This is a genomic window from Streptomyces sp. A01, assembly GCF_059026195.1.
Window position 1 is genome coordinate 80,465 of the sequence record NZ_JBWLKN010000010.1, and the last position, 16,983, is coordinate 97,447.

At 69.9% G+C, this 16,983-nt stretch carries 11 protein-coding genes; 7 read left to right on the plus strand and 4 right to left on the minus strand.

Annotated elements, in window-relative coordinates:
* Positions 1–4: 4 nt before the first annotated feature.
* The 4 genes from pgfA to polA form a co-directional block, all read right to left on the minus strand.
* Complete coding sequence (gene pgfA / locus AC5P1B_RS15725) at positions 5–1,084, minus strand: cell envelope lipid trafficking protein PgfA (protein ID WP_493887745.1); 1,080 nt, start codon at positions 1,082–1,084, stop codon at positions 5–7.
* Positions 1,085–1,124: 40 nt separating this feature from the next.
* On the minus strand, positions 1,125–1,259 hold the full coding sequence (locus AC5P1B_RS15730) for an SPW_0924 family protein (RefSeq protein WP_493887746.1): 135 nt from the start codon (positions 1,257–1,259) through the stop codon (positions 1,125–1,127).
* Between the two features lie 234 nt (positions 1,260–1,493).
* The gene (locus AC5P1B_RS15735; protein ID WP_493887747.1) at positions 1,494–3,251 is read right to left on the minus strand and encodes a lytic transglycosylase domain-containing protein; all 1,758 of its coding nucleotides are present in this window, start codon (positions 3,249–3,251) and stop codon (positions 1,494–1,496) included.
* Positions 3,252–3,852: 601 nt separating this feature from the next.
* Positions 3,853–6,582: a DNA polymerase I gene (gene polA / locus AC5P1B_RS15740; RefSeq protein WP_493887748.1), complete on the minus strand. Its 2,730-nt coding sequence runs from the start codon at positions 6,580–6,582 to the stop codon at positions 3,853–3,855.
* A 229-nt stretch (positions 6,583–6,811) separates the two neighbouring features.
* Between polA and AC5P1B_RS15745 the strand changes: the two genes are divergently transcribed.
* From AC5P1B_RS15745 to AC5P1B_RS15775, 7 genes are all read left to right on the plus strand, one after another.
* Positions 6,812–9,094: an FdhF/YdeP family oxidoreductase gene (locus AC5P1B_RS15745; RefSeq protein WP_493887749.1), complete on the plus strand. Its 2,283-nt coding sequence runs from the start codon at positions 6,812–6,814 to the stop codon at positions 9,092–9,094.
* A gap of 75 nt (positions 9,095–9,169) precedes the next feature.
* Complete coding sequence (locus tag AC5P1B_RS15750; RefSeq protein WP_493887750.1) at positions 9,170–9,643, plus strand: PaaI family thioesterase; 474 nt, start codon at positions 9,170–9,172, stop codon at positions 9,641–9,643.
* Positions 9,644–11,236: 1,593 nt separating this feature from the next.
* Complete coding sequence (locus AC5P1B_RS15755) at positions 11,237–12,451, plus strand: branched-chain amino acid ABC transporter substrate-binding protein (RefSeq protein ID WP_493887924.1); 1,215 nt, start codon at positions 11,237–11,239, stop codon at positions 12,449–12,451.
* A gap of 112 nt (positions 12,452–12,563) precedes the next feature.
* A complete protein-coding gene (locus tag AC5P1B_RS15760) occupies positions 12,564–13,493 on the plus strand; it encodes a branched-chain amino acid ABC transporter permease (RefSeq protein WP_493887751.1) in 930 nt (309 codons plus the stop codon).
* Between the two features lie 5 nt (positions 13,494–13,498).
* Positions 13,499–15,301 carry a branched-chain amino acid ABC transporter permease gene (locus tag AC5P1B_RS15765; RefSeq protein WP_493887925.1) on the plus strand — a complete coding sequence of 601 codons (1,803 nt, stop codon included), beginning with the start codon at positions 13,499–13,501 and terminating at the stop codon, positions 15,299–15,301.
* Positions 15,302–15,306: 5 nt separating this feature from the next.
* Complete coding sequence (locus AC5P1B_RS15770; RefSeq protein WP_493887752.1) at positions 15,307–16,188, plus strand: ABC transporter ATP-binding protein; 882 nt, start codon at positions 15,307–15,309, stop codon at positions 16,186–16,188.
* Positions 16,185–16,901: an ABC transporter ATP-binding protein gene (locus AC5P1B_RS15775; protein WP_493887753.1), complete on the plus strand. Its 717-nt coding sequence runs from the start codon at positions 16,185–16,187 to the stop codon at positions 16,899–16,901. The genes AC5P1B_RS15770 and AC5P1B_RS15775 overlap by 4 nt, the downstream gene beginning before the upstream one ends.
* Positions 16,902–16,983: the final 82 nt, after the last annotated feature.

Sequence of the window (16,983 nt, forward strand, 5' to 3'; positions counted from 1 at the left end):
GCGCTCACCACCACGACCGCGGGCGCCATCGGCCTGCCCCCTCGGCCGCGAGGCCCGCGGGTTCCGGTGGTGGCGGGTCGCCGGTACGCGCTGACGGCCGCCGCGGGGTGAGCCGTCGGTGCCTGGGTGGGGGCTTTGCCGGGCTGCGGCGGCCTCGGGCCTCCAGATAGAGGGAGAGGGTGAGCAGGACGCCGCCGAGGGTCAGGAAGCCCCACGGCAGGTAGCTGGTGAGGAGCAGGACCAGCCGGCGCTGGGAGGTGACGAGGTCGACGGTGTGCTCGACGTAGTCCTCGCGCATCTTCACGTGCCCGGCGAAGGCGGTCACCTTGTCCCGGTCGCCGAGGAGCGTGCCGCCACGCAGTTCCTCGCGGTGGATCTCCTCGCCGTTGACGGGAGCGCCGGTGACGGGCTCGACCCAGAACATGCGCTTGGTCGTGTACCAGCGGGAGGTACCGGCCCGTTCGATGGCCTGCGGGCTGACGCCGTCCACCGGCAGCTTCTTGGGGACCGGGACCCTGGTCCAGGGGATGGTCTGCTCGAAGTAGTAGACCTTCAGGCCGCGGAAGTCGCGGGTGCCCTTGTAGTGGATGGGCGCCGACGTCCTGGTCTGGGCGTCGAAGTAGCTGTAGTCGCGCTTCTCGGTCAGGAAGGGCCACTTGTACGCGATGCCGTCGCGGCGGACCCGGTCTCCGTCGACGTGCTCACCCTCCGCGTGCACCGGTTCCTGGGAGTGGGCGTCGAAGAGGTAGCGCTCGGGGATCTGGGAGACCATCTTGCCGTCGGGTCCGGCCACGTAGGACAAGGCGTCCCAGACGACGACGTCGCGCCCGGTGGTCTTCTCCACCCGCTCGGACTCCTCGACGTTGCCCTTGAGCGTCTGCACGAAGCTGACCTTGGAGACCTGGCGGGGGCGCAGAGTGCTGTAGTTGAGCAGCGTCGCGTTCTTGGCCTCCAGCACAGCGGTCTGGTACTCGTTCGCCGGGACCTTGGCCAGTCTGGGGAAGGCGTACCAGCGCGTGAGCGGGGCCAGGGCCGCGCAGAACACGGCCATGGCGAGCAGGACCAGGCTGGCCTTTCGGCGCATGGGCGGCCTCCCTCCGGGGCTCGGGGTGCGGCGGCAGGGCTCAGGGGTGGTCGGGGATGGTCGTCAGCAGTGGTTTGGGGGAGGTCTCACCGCTGGGTGAGCCGAGGGTGGTCACGGCGAACACCAGGGCGAGGGCGGCGGCAAGCCCGATGGCGGCGGCGGCGAGGACGCGCATGTGTGGCCTCCGGCCTCCCAGTGCGAAGCGACGGCGCCTCGACCTGATGCACCGTCAGGTGTGGGGCACCGTAGCAATGGGGAGCGGAGATGAGAACACGTAGCGCCGCCCCTTGACCCGTCGTGGGTCCAGGGGCGGCGCTGTTGGCACGCATGGGCACTGGCCTGCTGTGCCGGTCCGCTCTCCCGTCGGCTCGGTCAGCGGACCGGGACGGCGGGCGGCGGTGCTGTCCTCTTACTGAGCCGCCGCCTTGGTGACGGTCAGCTTGATGGTGAGCGACGTGCCGTCGGCCGTGGTCAGCCGGAGCAGGAAGTCACCGGCGGTGGCGTCCGTGAAGATCTTCGGGAGCGTGAGCTGCCCCTTCGCATCGGTCTTCAGGGCGCCCAGCGTGCGGAGAGGGTTGCCCTTGGCGTCCTCGAAGTAGGGGCCCTTGTCGTTCTGCGGCGCGTTGGCCGCGTCGGCGGTGACCATGGTGGCCGTCACGGCCACACCCGCCGCGGGCTTGCCCTGGTAGGTCGCCTTGACCTCGACCGGATCGGCGAAGGAGGCGCCTGTCTCCGCGGTGAGCGGCTTGGTGTCCGTACGGGTCAGCGCGTCGGCCTTCGGGGCGGGCGCGGGCCGGGCCTTGACGGTCGCGCCGAAGTCGATGGCGGTGCCGCTCTTGCCGACGATCGTGGCGCGGATGGTGAACGCGCCGGCCTTCTTGCCCGCGAGCAGCTGCGGGGCGGTGGCGGTGCCATCGGCGCGCGTGGACACGGTGGCATGACGCGCCGTGCCGAGGAAGCGGGCCTCGGTCTCGCCGCGGATCTCGTACCGTACCCGCACCCCGGCGACCGGCTTGCCCTTGGCGTCGTTGGCGCGGACGCGCGGCGACTCGTCGAACGCCTTGCCCTCGGTCGCCGTCAGCTGCCGGGCGCTCGCGTGGGTGAGGCTGGTGGCAGTCGGCTTGGGCGTCTGGGGCGGCTTGGGGGTCTGCGGCGGCTTGGGGGGACTGGGTTTTGAGGGCGGGTCGTTCGGCCGGGGCTGCTGCGGCTTGTCCGGGGTGTTCGGCTTGTCGTCGGGCTTCTTCGGCGGCTGCTTGCCGTCCTTGCCCTTGCCTTCGGGCTTCTTGGGCGCGTGCTTGCCGCCCTTGTCGCGCTTGTCCTCCGCGCCGCCCGAACCGGTGTCCGCGGGCAGGACGCCGGTGCCGTCGGGCACCTGGTGCGTGCCGTCCTTGTAGTAGGCGAACCAGGAGAGCACCGTGCGCAGGTATTCCTGCGAGTGGTTGTAGCCGAGTATCGCGCGGTCCAGGTCGGCCTTGACCGACAGGTCGCGGTTGTCGGCGCACAGGTAGTCGGCCGCCGCCAGCGCCGCGTCGAAGATGTTGTTCGGGTTCTTCTCGCCGTCGCCGTTGCCGTCGCGGCCCCAGTTCGCCCACGTCGACGGAATGAACTGCATCGGACCGACGGCCCGGTCATGCTTGGTGTCGCCGTCGTAGGCGCCACCGTCGGTGTCGGTGATCCTGGCGAAGCCGTTGCCGTTGAGGACCGGGCCGAGGATCGGCTTGAGCGTGGTGCCGTCCGCGTCGACCGCGCCGCCGCGCGCCTGCCCGGACTCGACTCTGCCGATGGCGGCGAGCAGTTCCCACGGCAACTCGCAGCCGGGGTCGTTCCGCTGGACCGACGCCTCCGCCTTCTTGTACGCGGCGAGGACGGTCGCCGGGATGCCGGAGTCGGCGAGGTCGCCGGGGCCGTCCGCCCCGGGCTTGCCGGCGCCGGGAAGATCGACGGAGGTGTCCGGCTTCCCGGGAGTCCTCAGAGGCGGGAGGTCCGTGTGGTACGAGGAGTCTCCGCTGATGGGGTCGCCGGGGGGCGGGGTCGCCTCACGGGCGCCGTCCCGGTGGGTGCCCGCGAATCCGGGCGCCTGAGAGGCAGTGAGCGCCGCCATCGCGACCGCCGCCACCGCGGTCGTGGCCGCTCCCTTGCGTAGCCGCCGGCTGATGTGCGCTGTCATCCCGTCCATCCCTCCCGATCGACCGTGACGCGCTCCCCCGCGCGACAACGCTCGTGACACTACGGCAACTTATGGCCCGCAGCTACCGGCGCAATGCGTGTCTTTTTGATCAGAAATGACGAGGACAGCTCGGCATTGATCGGGACACGTCCGGCAGCTGACACAGCCTTCACTTGTACGACGGAACAGAGGCGATCGGCGTTCCCCCGGCGCACGACGAACACCAGGCCGCACAGGCTGTTCATTCGCCTGCTGCCCGTCGGTCTCGCGTTGTTCTATCCGGGCCGGTGCTTGGCTCCGGCCGGTGCCTGGTTCCGGCGCGACGGCGACCGGTGGACGTGCGGGCGCCCTTCGGGACCGGCCGGCGCCAGGCCCAGGCCCGGGCGGCGGGCCCCCGCCCCGGGGGAGCAACCGGTCTGCGCCCAGGCCGAAGCCGGGGCGGAGGAGGGCCAAGGCCAGGGGGCCGGCGGAGCGGGCGGCCGGGCGTCACGCCCACAACGCCGCCTGCCCGACCCGGCCGTCGGGTCCCGCCCCTGGCAGCCGGCGGCCCTCACCGCCCAGTCAGGCGGCGGTCGCCCGGGGCGGCCCGGCGGGGCGGGGCTCAGTGGGCGGCGGACTCCCAGTCGGAGCCCGCGCCCACGGACACTCCCAGCGGCGCGCTCAACCGCACGGCTCCCGCCATCTCGCGGCGCACTACTTCCTCCACCCGCTCCCGCTCACCGTGCGCGATCTCCAGCACGATTTCGTCGTGGACCTGGAGCAGCATCCGGGAGGTCAGCTTCTCCTTCCGCAGGGCGCGGTCCACGCGCAGCATGGCGATCTTGACGATGTCGGCGGCGGTGCCCTGGATGGGTGCGTTGAGCGCCATGCGTTCCGCCATCTCGCGGCGCTGCCTGTTGTCGCTGTTGAGGTCGGGCAGATAGCGGCGGCGGCCCAGCATCGTCTCCGTGTAGCCCGTGGCCCGCGCCTCTTCCACGACACGCTGCAGATAGTCGCGCACGCCGCCGAACCGCTCGAAGAAGGTGTCCATCAGCTTGCGCGCCTCATCCGGCGCGATGGACAGCTGCTGGGAGAGTCCGAAGGCGGACAGGCCGTACGCCAGGCCGTACGACATGGCCTTGATCTTGCGGCGCATCTCCGGGTCGACGTCGGTCTTGGCGACGCCGAAGACCTGGGAGGCGACCGTCGTATGCAGGTCCTCACCGGAGGTGAACGCCTGCAGCAGCCCCTCGTCCTTGGAGAGATGGGCCATGACCCGCAGCTCGATCTGGCTGTAGTCGGCGGTCATCAGCGACTCGTAGCCCTCGCCGACGACGAAGCCGCGGCGGATGGCGCGGCCCTCGTCCGTGCGCACGGGGATGTTTTGCAGGTTCGGGTCGGTGGACGAGAGCCGTCCCGTGGCCGCCACCGTCTGATTGAAGGTGGTGTGGATGCGGCCGTCGGGGGCGATGGTCTTGATCAGGCCCTCGACGGTGGAGCGCAGCCTGGCCTGCTCACGATGCCGAAGCATGATCACCGGCAGCTCGTGGTCGGTCTGCGCGGCGAGCCAGGCCAGCGCGTCGGCGTCCGTCGTATAACCGGTCTTCGTCTTCTTCGTCTTCGGCAGGCCCAACTCCCCGAACAGCACCTCCTGGAGCTGCTTGGGCGAGCCGAGGTTGAACTCGTGCCCGACCGCGGCGTGCGCCTCCTTCACCGCCTGCTGCACGGCGCTGGCGAACTGCTGCTCCATGCGCTCCAGCCAGTCCTTGTCCGCCGCGATCCCGGCCCGCTCCAGCCGGGCCAGCAGCTCGGACGTGGGCAGCTCCACGTCCTGGAGCAGGTCGGCTGCGCCGACCTCGGCGAGCCGCCCGGTGAACGCCTCACCGAGGTCGACGATGGCGCGGGCCTGCGTCATCAGCGTGTCCTGCTCGGCCTGGTCGTCCGCGCCGAAGGCGAGCTGGCCGCTGTCGGCCGCGGCCGGGGCCAGCTCACGGCCCAGGTACTCCACCGACAGCGCGTCCAGCGCGAACGAGCGGCGCCCCGGCTTGACGAGGTAGGCGGCCAGCGCCGTGTCCATCCGTACCCCGGCGACCGGCCAGCCGTGCTCGGCGAAGACCCGCATCACGCTCTTGGCGTCATGCAGCACCTTGGGCTCGTCAGCGTCCGCGATCCACTCGGCGAACGCCCGCTCGTCGGCCTCGTCGAGCTGGGCCGGTTCGAACCAGACGGCCGGTCCGGCGGCCGTCGCCAGGGCGATCTCGCTGACGCTGCCCGCGCCGAACGCCCACGCGTCGACCGTCGCCAGGCCGAGAGGCGTCACCCCGTGCTCGGCGATCCAGGGCGCCAGCTCGCCGGCACCCACCGCCACCCCGTCCACGACGACGCCCGCGGCGGGCGCCGTCTCCTCCTCGACCACGCCGGGGTCGGCGGCCAGCAGCCGCTCGCGGAAGTTCTGGTGGCGGAACTCCAGGGCGTCGAGCACGACCGTCAGCGCCTGCCGGTCATACGGGGCACGCGCCAGGTCGGCGGGGCCGCAGGACAGCTCCACGTCCTTGACCATCTCGGTGAGCCGCCGGTTGAGCTTCACGGACTCCAGGTGGTCCCGGAAGTTCTGCCCGGCCTTTCCCTTGACCTCCTCGGCCCGCTCGACCAACCCGTCGAACGAACCGAACTGGTTGATCCACTTCGCGGCGGTCTTCTCGCCGACCCCCGGGATGCCGGGCAGGTTGTCGGAGGGGTCACCGCGCAGGGCCGCGAAGTCCGGGTACTGCTGCGGCGACAGTCCGTACTTCTCCTGCACCTTCTCCGGGGTGAAGCGCGTCAGCTCCGAGACGCCCTTCGTCGGATACAACACGGTCACCTGGTCGGAGACCAGCTGGAAGGCGTCCCGGTCACCGGTGACGATCGAGACGTGGAAGCCCTCGGCCTCCGCCCGGGTCGCGAGGGTGGCGATCACATCGTCGGCCTCGAAGCCGTCGACAGCGAAACGCGTGACGCTCATGGCGTCCAGCAGCTCACCGATCAGCTCCACCTGGCCCTTGAACTCATCCGGGGTCTTCGACCGGGTCGCCTTGTACTCCGGGAACTCCTCGGAGCGCCACGTCTTACGGGAGACGTCGAAGGCGACCGCCAAGTGCGTGGGCTGCTCGTCACGCAGCGTGTTCGCCAGCATCGAGGCGAAGCCGTAGATCGCGTTGGTCGGCTGCCCGGTGGTGGTACTGAAGTTCTCCGCGGGCAGCGCGAAGAACGCCCGATAGGCCAGGGAATGGCCGTCGAGCAGGAGCAGGCGAGGGTGATCGCCCGGCTCGCTGGAGGGCCGCGCTGCTGTCTTCTTCGATGCTTTCTCTGCCACGCCCCCGATCCTGCCACGGCCCACTGACAATCCCGAGCCACGTGCTGCGGTGAGGCCGCTCCAGCGCGGCCGCTCCCGTGAGTGCGCAGAACGCGCTGTCAGAGCCTCATGACAGGATTTACGTATACCGACCCCGTACCGGCGGGCGGTGCGGGCCGACCGCTCACCGCCCGGCAGCGCGGACCCGACCGCTCGCAGTGAAGACCGACCGCTCAAAGGGGAGCGCGCCATGGCAGCCAAGCCACCCGCAGGTGATCCGGTTCAGGACGCGCCCGAGGTGAGCGCGCCGCGGCAGGCCGCGGCCGGGCTGCCCGGCGTCGCCCACTCGCTGCTGGCCGCGCAGCGGCAGATGGGCGTGCGCCGCACCGCGCTCACCCTTCTCCAGGTCAACCAGAAGGACGGCTTCGACTGCCCCGGCTGCGCCTGGCCCGAAGGGGACAAACGCCACACGGCGGAGTTCTGTGAGAACGGCGCGAAGGCCGTCGCCGAGGAGGCGACGCTGCGCCGCGTCACCCCCGCGTTCTTCGCCGCGCATCCGGTCGCCGACCTCGCGAACCGCAGTGGCTACTGGCTGGGCCAGCAGGGCCGCCTCACCCAGCCCATGCTGCTCGACGAGGGCGCCGAGCGGTATGAGCCGGTCTCCTGGGACCGCGCGTTCCGCCTCATCGCCGACGAGCTGCGCGCCCTCGCCTCCCCCGACGAAGCCGTCTTCTACACCTCGGGCCGCACCAGCAACGAAGCCGCGTTCCTCTACCAGCTGTTCGCCCGCGAATTCGGCACGAACAACCTGCCCGACTGCTCCAACATGTGCCATGAGTCCTCGGGCTCCGCGCTCACCGAGACGCTCGGCGTCGGCAAGGGCAGCGTGCTGCTCGACGACCTCTACCAGGCGGACCTGATCATCGTCGCCGGGCAGAACCCGGGCACCAACCATCCGCGCATGCTCACCGCCCTGGAGAAGGCGAAAGCGAACGGCGCGCGCGTCATCACCGTCAACCCGCTGCCCGAGGCGGGGATGGAGCGGTTCAAGAACCCGCAGACCGCGCGCGGCCTCGCCGGCGGCGGCACCCCTCTCACCGACCTCTTCCTCCAGATCCGCATCGGCGGCGACCAGGCTCTGTTCCGCGCCCTGAACAAGCTGGTCCTGGAGACGGAGGGCGCCGTCGACGAGGAGTTCGTCCACGCGCACACGCACGGGTTCGAGGAGTTCTCGACAGCCGCCCGGCGCGCCGACTGGGACGAGACGCTGCGCGCCACCGGCCTGCGGCGGGCCGAGATCGACCAGGCGCTGAAGATGGTCCTCGCCTCACGGCGCACCATCGTGTGCTGGGCCATGGGCCTCACCCAGCACAAGCACTCGGTGTCCACCATCAGGGAGGTCGTCAACTTCCTCCTGCTGCGCGGGAACATCGGCCGTCCCGGCGCCGGGGTGTGCCCCGTGCGCGGGCACAGCAACGTGCAGGGCGACCGCACCATGGGCATCTTCGAGCGGCCCGCGCCCGCGTTCCTGGACGCGCTGGAGAAGGAGTTCGGGTTCGCCCCGCCGCGCGAGCACGGCTACGACGTCGTACGGGCCATCGGCGCGCTGCGTGACGGGGAAGCCAAGGTGTTCTTCGCGATGGGCGGCAACTTCGTCGCCGCCTCACCCGACACGGAGGTCACCGAGGCCGCGATGCGCCGCGCCCGGCTCACCGTGCACGTCTCGACCAAGCTCAACCGCTCGCATGTGGTCACCGGCGCGCGGGCGCTCATCCTGCCCACCCTCGGCCGCACGGAACGGGACACCCAGGAGGGCGGTGACCAGTTCGTCACCGTCGAGGACTCCATGGGCATGGTGCACGCCTCCCACGGCAGGCTCGCCCCGGCCGGGCCCCAGCTGCTGTCCGAGCCCGCCATCGTCTGCCGCCTCGCCCGGCAGGTCCTGGGCGAGACCAGCCGCACCCCGTGGGAGGAGTTCCAGCGGGACTACGGGACGATCCGCGACCGTATCGCGCGCGTCATCCCCGGCTTCGAGGACTTCAACACCCGGGTCCGGGCCCCCGGCGGGTTCACCCTGCCGCATGCCCCGCGCGATGAGCGCCGCTTCCCCACCACCACCGGCAAGGCCAACTTCACCGCCGCCGACGTGGAGTACCCGCGGCTGCCCGAGGGCCGGCTGCTGCTCCAGACGCTCCGCTCGCACGACCAGTACAACACCACGATCTACGGCCTCGACGACCGCTACCGGGGCATCAAGAACGGCCGTCGCGTCGTCCTGATCCATCCCGAGGACGCCAGGGAGCGGGGCCTGGCGGACGGCGCGTACGCGGACCTGGTCAGCGAATGGCAGGACGGTGTCGAGCGGCGCGCCCCCGGATTCCGCGTCGTCCACTACCCGACAGCCCGCGGCTGCGCCGCCGCCTACTACCCGGAGACCAACGTGCTCGTCCCCCTGGACGCCACGGCGGACACCAGCAACACGCCCGCGAGCAAGTCCGTGGTGATCCGCCTGGAACAGATGGCCCCCGTCTAAGCGTTCGCTCAGGCACCTGATAGGTAAGACGGTGCACCGCGAATGTACGAAAGCCGCTGATCGGAGCCGGACGCCATGGGCGAGCACACCAAGACCACGTTCCCGCAGGAAATTCTCGACCAGTACGCGGGGCTCGGCCTCGACCTGCCCGCCCTCTTCTCCGCCGGGCACCTGGGCGAGCGCATGGGGCTGACCATTCTGGAGGCGGCGCCCGACCGCGTTGTCGGCACCCTTCCCGTCGAGGGCAACACCCAGCCGTACGGCCTGCTGCACGGCGGGGCGTCCGCCGTGCTGGCCGAGACTCTGGGTTCGGTGGGCTCGATGCTGCACGGGGGACCGCACAAGATCGCGGTCGGCGTCGACCTGAACTGCACGCATCACCGTGGCGTCCGCTCCGGCCTGGTCACCGGCGTGGCCACGCCCGTACACCGGGGCCGGACCACCGCCACGTACGAGATCGTCATCACCGACGAGCACGACAAGCGGGTGTGCACCGCCCGGCTGACCTGCCTGCTGCGCGACGTCGACGTGACCCAAGCCGCCAGCTGAGGACGCCACCGGCTCCGCAGGGGGCGGCGGCCAGCCCGCCGCACCCCTGTTCTTTACCTGGACCGTGTCCGGCGGGTCACGCCAGCGAGGGTGAGCTCCTGTCCGTGCATCGCATTCTGCGGGTGCGCTGTGGCTGGTGGCGCAGTTCCCCGCGCCCCCGACAGGGCGCGCCCCTTCGCTGTGCCAGGGCTGCTCCTCTGGGCCTGGCGGCCTGAGGAGGCTCCACGCGCAGCCCGATGCCGGGCACGAGTGAACCGCCGGAAACCCGCTGACCACCCGCTTGCGAAGTGACTTCTCGCGGCCTGGACTCATTTGACGGCGAGTCACCCTGACGACTCGCCAACTGATGCCACAACAGCCCCCCGAGCACAGCGAGCCAGCCCACACACGCCCTCCCCCCACCCACACGCCACCCGGCCGCCCGGCCACCCCCACGACGAACCGGCTCAGCCGACCCGCACGGAAGTCGACGAGGGCACAGAGGGGTTCGCCGGCCCCACCCCCACCCGGCCACCCCCACGACGGACCGACTCAGCCGACCCGCACGGAAGGCGACGAGGGCACAGAGGCACGGGACGGCGCCACCACCGGGCCTCCACCCGCCACAGCCCCGCCACCCACTCCCCGCCGTGGCGCGCTGGCTCAGCCGACGCCGACGGAAGGCGACAAGGACGCAGAGGGGACGGGGACGCCACCCACCCGCACGCCACCCACTCCCCGCTCCCCGCTCGGCGCTCGGCGCTCGGCTCAGCCGAACAGACGGAAGGCGGCGAGGGCGCAGAGGGGGTCGGGACGCTATCGGATATTTGTGGCCAACGAGAGGCCAACTCCGCGCATCGGGGCACCGGGCCGTAAATATCCGGTCCCGCGCCCCCTCGGAGCCCTCGGCGCCGACCCTTTCGCTCCGGCCCGCACCACCACACCCCGCTCCGCCCCGGCCCGCAACCGCCACACCCCGCTCCGCCCCGACCCGCACCACCACACCCCGCTCCGCCCGGCCCGCACCCCCACACCACCCGGCCGACACCGCCGCACCCCCACCACGCCCCCCGGCCCGCAACCGGGGCCCGCGACCGAACCCCACCCGTGCCCAAAACCACCTCCCGCCTCTCCAGCGAGATCACCAAGGCCCGGACGAACAAGCGGCCGACAGCCGCGATTTTCCGGCCGTAACACTGCGTAACGCCGATGTGATCTTGGCTATGACAGGCGTCACAGCACGGTTCGGTCATTAGTGATCTACGCCACCGAAAGACAAGTGACACGCCACGCTCCGCATATGGAGAGCCCGTCAACCCCTTAGCGGAACTGCGAGTTCTCACTATCCGGACGATGGGGTTTGTCAGCATACGCACCTTTTACACACTCTTCGACGCTACAGAGACACGCACGTCATAACAAGAGCGTCACATCCTGGCCAGCACCTCTGCCGACCGCACGCCCACCGGCTTAGAGTCACCGCCAGTCACCGCGCCGCCGGGCGCCGACACAGCACGGACTCTGTACGACCCCTGTACGGCCCGGCGCGCGACACGGCCGCTTACGCCGAAGCGGCCGCGCCAGGGGAAAGGACTGATCGTGCGTCACCGTTCCTTGCTTGCACTCACCGCCGTTCTCACCACAGGGGCACTCACCCTGAGCGCGTGCGGATCACGCGACGACGACAACAACGATGACGAAGACGGTGGCAAAACCACCGTCGTCATCGGTCTTGACGCGCCGCTCACCGGCGAACTGTCCGCCCTGGGGCAGGGCATCAAGAACTCCGGCGACCTCGCCGTCAAGAACGCCAACAAGATAGGCGAGGTCCCGGGCGTCAAGTTCGAACTACGGGCTCTCGACGACAAGGCCCAGCCCAGCGCGGGCCAGCAGAACGTCACCAAGCTCGCCGGTGACGACAAGGTCGTCGGTGTCGTCGGCCCGCTGAACTCCGGCGTCGCCCAGTCGATGCAGAAGGTCGCCGACACCAATGGCGTGCCGCTGATCTCCCCCGCGAACACCACGCCCGACCTCTCCCAGGGCAAGGACTGGAAGAAAGACGATCGCAAGCGCCAGTTCAAGACGTACTTCCGCACCGCCACCACGGATGAGGTGCAGGGCGCCTTCGGCGGCAAGTACGCCTGGGAGAAGATCAAGGCCAAGCGGGTCTACGTCATCGACGACCAGAAGACGTACGGCGTCGGTCTCGCCACGGCATTCCAGGAGAAGTTCACCTCGCTCGGCGGCAAGGTCGTCGGCACCGAACACGTCAACCCCGAGGACCGGGACTTCAAGGCCATCGTCTCCAAGGCCCGCAGCGCCAAGCCCGACCTGATCTTCTACGGCGGCGAGTACCCGGCGTCCGCGCCGCTCAGCCAGCAGCTCAAGGAAGGCGGCGTCAACGTGCCGCTGATGGGCGGCGACGGCATGTACAGCGCCGACTTCATCAGCCTCAACAAGAAGGCGCAGGGCGACTACGCCACCTCCGTCGGCAAGCCCGTCGAGGAGCTGGCGTCGGCCAAGAAGTTCATCGCCGACTACAAGGCCGCCGGTTACAAGGACCGCTACGAGGCATACGGCGGCTCCACCTACGACGCCACCTGGGCCCTCATCCAGGCCGTGAAGTCCGTCGTCGCCGACAACGACGGCAAGCTTCCCGACGACCCCCGCGACAAGATCGTCGAAGCGCTCAGCACCGTGAAGTTCGACGGCGTCACAGGCCCCGTCTCCTTCGACGAGTACGGCGACACGACCAACACGATGATCACCGCGTACAAGGTCGAGGGCAAGACCTGGAAGTCCCAGTTCAGCGAGCAGTACAAGGACTGATCCGCTCACCAGCAACCGCATCACCGGCTCGGCCGCGCGGCCCGGCACAACCGATCCGCGCGGCCCGGCCGGCCGCCCTGCCACGCCCTTCCCACTCCACGGAGGCCCTGCGGTGCACGAACTGCCGCAACAGCTGGCCAACGGACTCATCCTCGGCGCGATGTACGGACTCATCGCGATCGGCTACACGATGGTCTACGGCATCGTCCAGCTCATCAATTTCGCCCATGGTGAGATCTTCATGGTCGGCGGCTTCGGCGCGCTGACCGTCTACCTCGCACTTCCCGGGGACACCGCCCTCATGCTGGCGCTGCCCCTGATGCTCCTCGGCGGGATCGCCACCTCCGTCGTCGTCGGCGTCGCCGCCGAACGGTTCGCCTACCGCCCGCTGCGCGGCGCACCCCGCCTCGCGCCGCTGATCACCGCGATCGGCCTGTCCATCGCGCTCCAGCAGGCGATATGGAAGTGGTACCCGGACGCCAAGAAAGCCCGGGTGTTCCCCCAGTTCAAGGGCGAGTCCTTCGAATTCTGGAACATGACCATCCAGCGTGGTGACCTGTTCGTCCTCATCGCCGCACCCCTGTGCATGCTCGCCCTCGGCCTGTTCGTCGCCAAGACCCGCACCGGGCGCGGCATGCAGGCGACGGCGCAGGACCCGGACACCGCGAAGCTCATGGGCATCAACACCGACCGCATCATCGTGATGGCCTTCGCGATCGGCGCCACCTTCGCCGCCGTGGCCGCCGTCGCGTACGGACTGCGCACCGGTGAGGTCCAGTTCCGTATGGGATTCATCCTCGGGCTCAAGGCCTTCACCGCGGCCGTCCTCGGCGGCATCGGCAACATCTACGGCGCCATGCTCGGCGGCGTCGTCCTCGGCCTCGCCGAAGCCCTCGCCACCGGTTACATCGAGGAGATCCCCGGTATGACCCAGTTCGGCGGCGGCTCCTGGAAGGACGTCTGGGCCTTCGTCCTCCTCATCCTCGTACTGCTCCTGCGCCCCCAGGGCCTGCTGGGCGAACGCGTCGCGGATCGGGCGTGATGTCGATGACCACCAAGACCACCCCAGCCGAGCACACCGCGCCGCTCCCCATGCCGCACGGCGTCGCCCGGATCATCACCGCCGCCGGCGCCGCCGGCGCCGTCATCTCCACCTTCCTCGCCTGGACCTGGACCTCCGCCTTCCCCGGCGACCTCACGGTCACCGGCTACCCCGGCGGCCTCCAGATGATCACCCTCACCGGGGCGGTCCTCACCACCGTGTACGTCATCGTCGGCTACGGCATCCGTGGTCTGCGCTGGCTCGCGCCGGCAGGAACAAGCGCCGCTGTCCTCCTGCTGGCCCTCGGTACCTTCGCCACCACCTGGTACACGGTGATCGCCATCGCCACCGACCTCGGCGGCATGGCCAACCTCGAACCCGGCGCCTACGCCGCCGCCGTCACCTCGCTCATCGCCGTCATCGGCGCCCTCGGGCTGCGCACCGACTGCGCCGCCGAGCCCACGCCGGTCCCGGCACCGGGACCGGCGGTCTGGCACCGGTTCCGCCGCGCCCTCACCGCCGCCGCTCCCGGGCGGGCCCAGAAGATCCCCACCTGGCTGGAGATCATCATCATCGCCGTCGCCTTCGGCATCGGCCTCTACCTCTTCACGTACGGCATCGACACCGAGTACGCCGAACTGTTCGTCGGCTACCTCATCCTCACCGGCTTCGGGTTCGCCGCCCTCAGCCGCGCCGGACTCGTCGCCCGGCTCTCCGCCCTCACCGCCAAGCACCACAACATCGCCCTCGCGGCAGCCTTCGTCGCCGCCGCCTGCTTCCCGTTCACCCAGGACAACGACACCTACACCTCCGTGGGCGCCTACATCCTGATCTTCGCGACCGTCGCCCTCGGCCTCAACGTCGTCGTCGGCCTCGCCGGGCTCCTCGACCTCGGCTACGTCGCCTTCCTCGGCGTCGGCGCCTACGCGGCCGCGCTCGTCTCGGGCTCCCCGGAGTCCTCCATCGGCGTGCACTTCCCGTTCTGGGCCGCCATGCTCACCGGCGCCGCCGCCTCACTCGTCTTCGGCGTCCTCATCGGCGCCCCCACCCTGCGGCTGCGTGGCGACTACCTCGCCATCGTCACCCTCGGCTTCGGCGAGATCTTCCGCATCTCCATGCTCAACCTCAACGGCACCACGGGACCCGACGTCACCAACGGCGCCATGGGTATCCCCAACGTCCCCAGTCTCAACATCTTCGGTTTCGACTTCGGCGAGAACCACGACATCCTCGGCTATCCCATCGGGCCCTTCGGCAACTACTACCTGCTGATGCTGCTCGTCACCGCCGTCGTCGTCCTCGTCTTCCGGCGCGCCGCGGAGTCCCGCATCGGCCGTGCCTGGATCGCCATCCGCGAGGACGAGACAGCGGCCACGGCCATGGGCATCAACAGCTTCCGGCTCAAGCTGCTCGCCTTCGCCCTCGGTGCCACCCTCGCCGGACTCGCCGGCACCGTACAAGCCCATGTGACGACCACCGTCACGCCCGAGCAGTACCAGTTCGCCGGCCCCGTACCGCCCAACTCCGCCTTCCTGCTCGCCGCCGTCATCCTCGGCGGCATGGGCACCCTGAGCGGGCCCATCATCGGCGCGGCGCTGCTCTACCTCATCCCCGCCAAGATGGAGTTCATGGCCGACTACCAGCTCTTCCTCTTCGGCATCGCGCTCGTCCTGCTCATGCGCTTCCGCCCCGAGGGCCTGGTCGCCGACCGCAGGAAGCAACTCGAATTCCATGAGACCGGCCAACTGGACGTGCCCGAAGACGGCCTCCCCGGCCAGGGCATCGGCGTCACCAAGGCGGAGGCGTAAGACAGATGACGACCACCAGCCTCACCAAGAGCGATGCCCCCGCCAAGCCGGTCCTCAGTGCCACCGGTGTCACGATGCGCTTCGGCGGACTCACCGCCGTACGCTCCGTCGATCTCACCGTGGGCGCCGGCGAGATCGTCGGCCTCATCGGCCCCAACGGCGCGGGCAAGACCACCTTCTTCAACTGCCTTACGGGGCTGTACGTCCCCACCGAAGGCAAGGTCTCCTACGAGGGCAAGGTACTCCCGCCCAAACCGCACCTCGTCACCCAGGCGGGCATCGCCCGCACCTTCCAGAACATCCGCCTCTTCGCCAACATGACCGTCCTCGAAAACGTCCTCGTCGGCCGTCACACCCGCACCAACGAGGGCCTGTGGTCGGCGCTGTTGCGGCTGCCCGCCTTCCGGCGCGCCGAAAACGAGTCCACGGCGCGCGCCATGGAACTCCTTGAGTTCACCGGCCTCGCCGCCAAATGCGACCACCTGGCGCGCAACCTCCCGTACGGCGAACAGCGCAAGCTTGAGATCGCCCGGGCGCTCGCCAGCGAACCGGGGCTGCTGCTGCTCGACGAGCCCACGGCCGGCATGAACCCCCAGGAGACCCGCGCGACCGAGGAGCTCGTCTTCGCCGTACGCGATCAGGGCACGGCCGTCCTCGTCATCGAGCACGACATGCGGTTCATCTTCAATTTGTGCGACCGCGTCGCCGTCCTCGTCCAGGGCGAGAAACTCGTCGAAGGCACCTCGGCGGTCGTCCAGGCCGACGAGCGCGTCATCGCCGCCTACCTCGGTACGCCGTTCGAGGGAGCCCCCGGGGATGAGGAAGCCGCCGAAGTCGAAGCCGCCGAGGCGCAGCAGCACACCGCACGTACGGAGGACGGACAGTGACGGCACTCCTTGAAGTTGAGGATCTGCGGGTCGCCTACGGCAAGATCGAGGCCGTCAAGGGCATCTCGTTCAGTGTCGAGGCGGGCGAGGTCGTCACCCTCATCGGCACCAACGGCGCGGGCAAGACCACCACCCTCCGCACCCTGTCCGGGCTGCTCAAGCCGCTGGCGGGCACGGTGCACTTCGAAGGGAAGCCGCTCACCGGCACGCCGGCCCACAAGATCGTCGCACTGGGCCTCGCCCACTCCCCCGAGGGCCGGCACATCTTCCCCCGGCTGACGATCATGGAGAACCTGCAACTCGGCGCGTTCCTGCGGAAGGACACCGCCGGAATCGAGAAGGACATCCAGCGGGCGTACGAGCTGTTCCCGATCCTCGGCGAGCGCCGCAAGCAGGCGGCGGGCACCCTCTCCGGTGGCGAACAGCAGATGCTCGCGATGGGCCGGGCCCTGATGTCCCGCCCCAAGCTGCTCATGCTCGACGAGCCCTCGATGGGGCTCTCCCCGATCATGATGCAGAAGATCATGCACACCATCCGCGAGCTGAAGGCCGACGGCACCACGATTCTCCTGGTGGAGCAGAACGCCCAGGCGGCACTGTCGCTCGCCGACCACGGGCATGTGATGGAGATCGGCAGGATCGTCCTGTCGGGTACCGGCGAACACCTCATGCACGACGAGTCGGTACGTAAGGCGTATCTGGGCGAGGACTAGGCCGGCGTCCGGCGGGCTGTGCTGGGGCGGGGTGTCCCTGTCCGTGTGTCGCGGAGTGCGGGTGCGTCGTGGCCGGTCGCGC

What these genes read in the sequence shown, in the direction of transcription:
- pgfA (WP_493887745.1), bottom strand. Translation starts at nt 1,084, where the DNA reads ATGCGCCGAAAGGCCAGCCTGGTCCTGCTCGCCATGGCCGTGTTCTGC.
- AC5P1B_RS15730 (WP_493887746.1), bottom strand. Translation starts at nt 1,259, where the DNA reads ATGCGCGTCCTCGCCGCCGCCGCCATCGGGCTTGCCGCCGCCCTCGCC.
- AC5P1B_RS15735 (WP_493887747.1), bottom strand. Translation starts at nt 3,251, where the DNA reads ATGACAGCGCACATCAGCCGGCGGCTACGCAAGGGAGCGGCCACGACC.
- AC5P1B_RS15745 (WP_493887749.1), top strand. Translation starts at nt 6,812, where the DNA reads ATGGCAGCCAAGCCACCCGCAGGTGATCCGGTTCAGGACGCGCCCGAG.
- AC5P1B_RS15750 (WP_493887750.1), top strand. Translation starts at nt 9,170, where the DNA reads ATGGGCGAGCACACCAAGACCACGTTCCCGCAGGAAATTCTCGACCAG.
- AC5P1B_RS15765 (WP_493887925.1), top strand. Translation starts at nt 13,499, where the DNA reads ATGACCACCAAGACCACCCCAGCCGAGCACACCGCGCCGCTCCCCATG.
- AC5P1B_RS15770 (WP_493887752.1), top strand. Translation starts at nt 15,307, where the DNA reads ATGACGACCACCAGCCTCACCAAGAGCGATGCCCCCGCCAAGCCGGTC.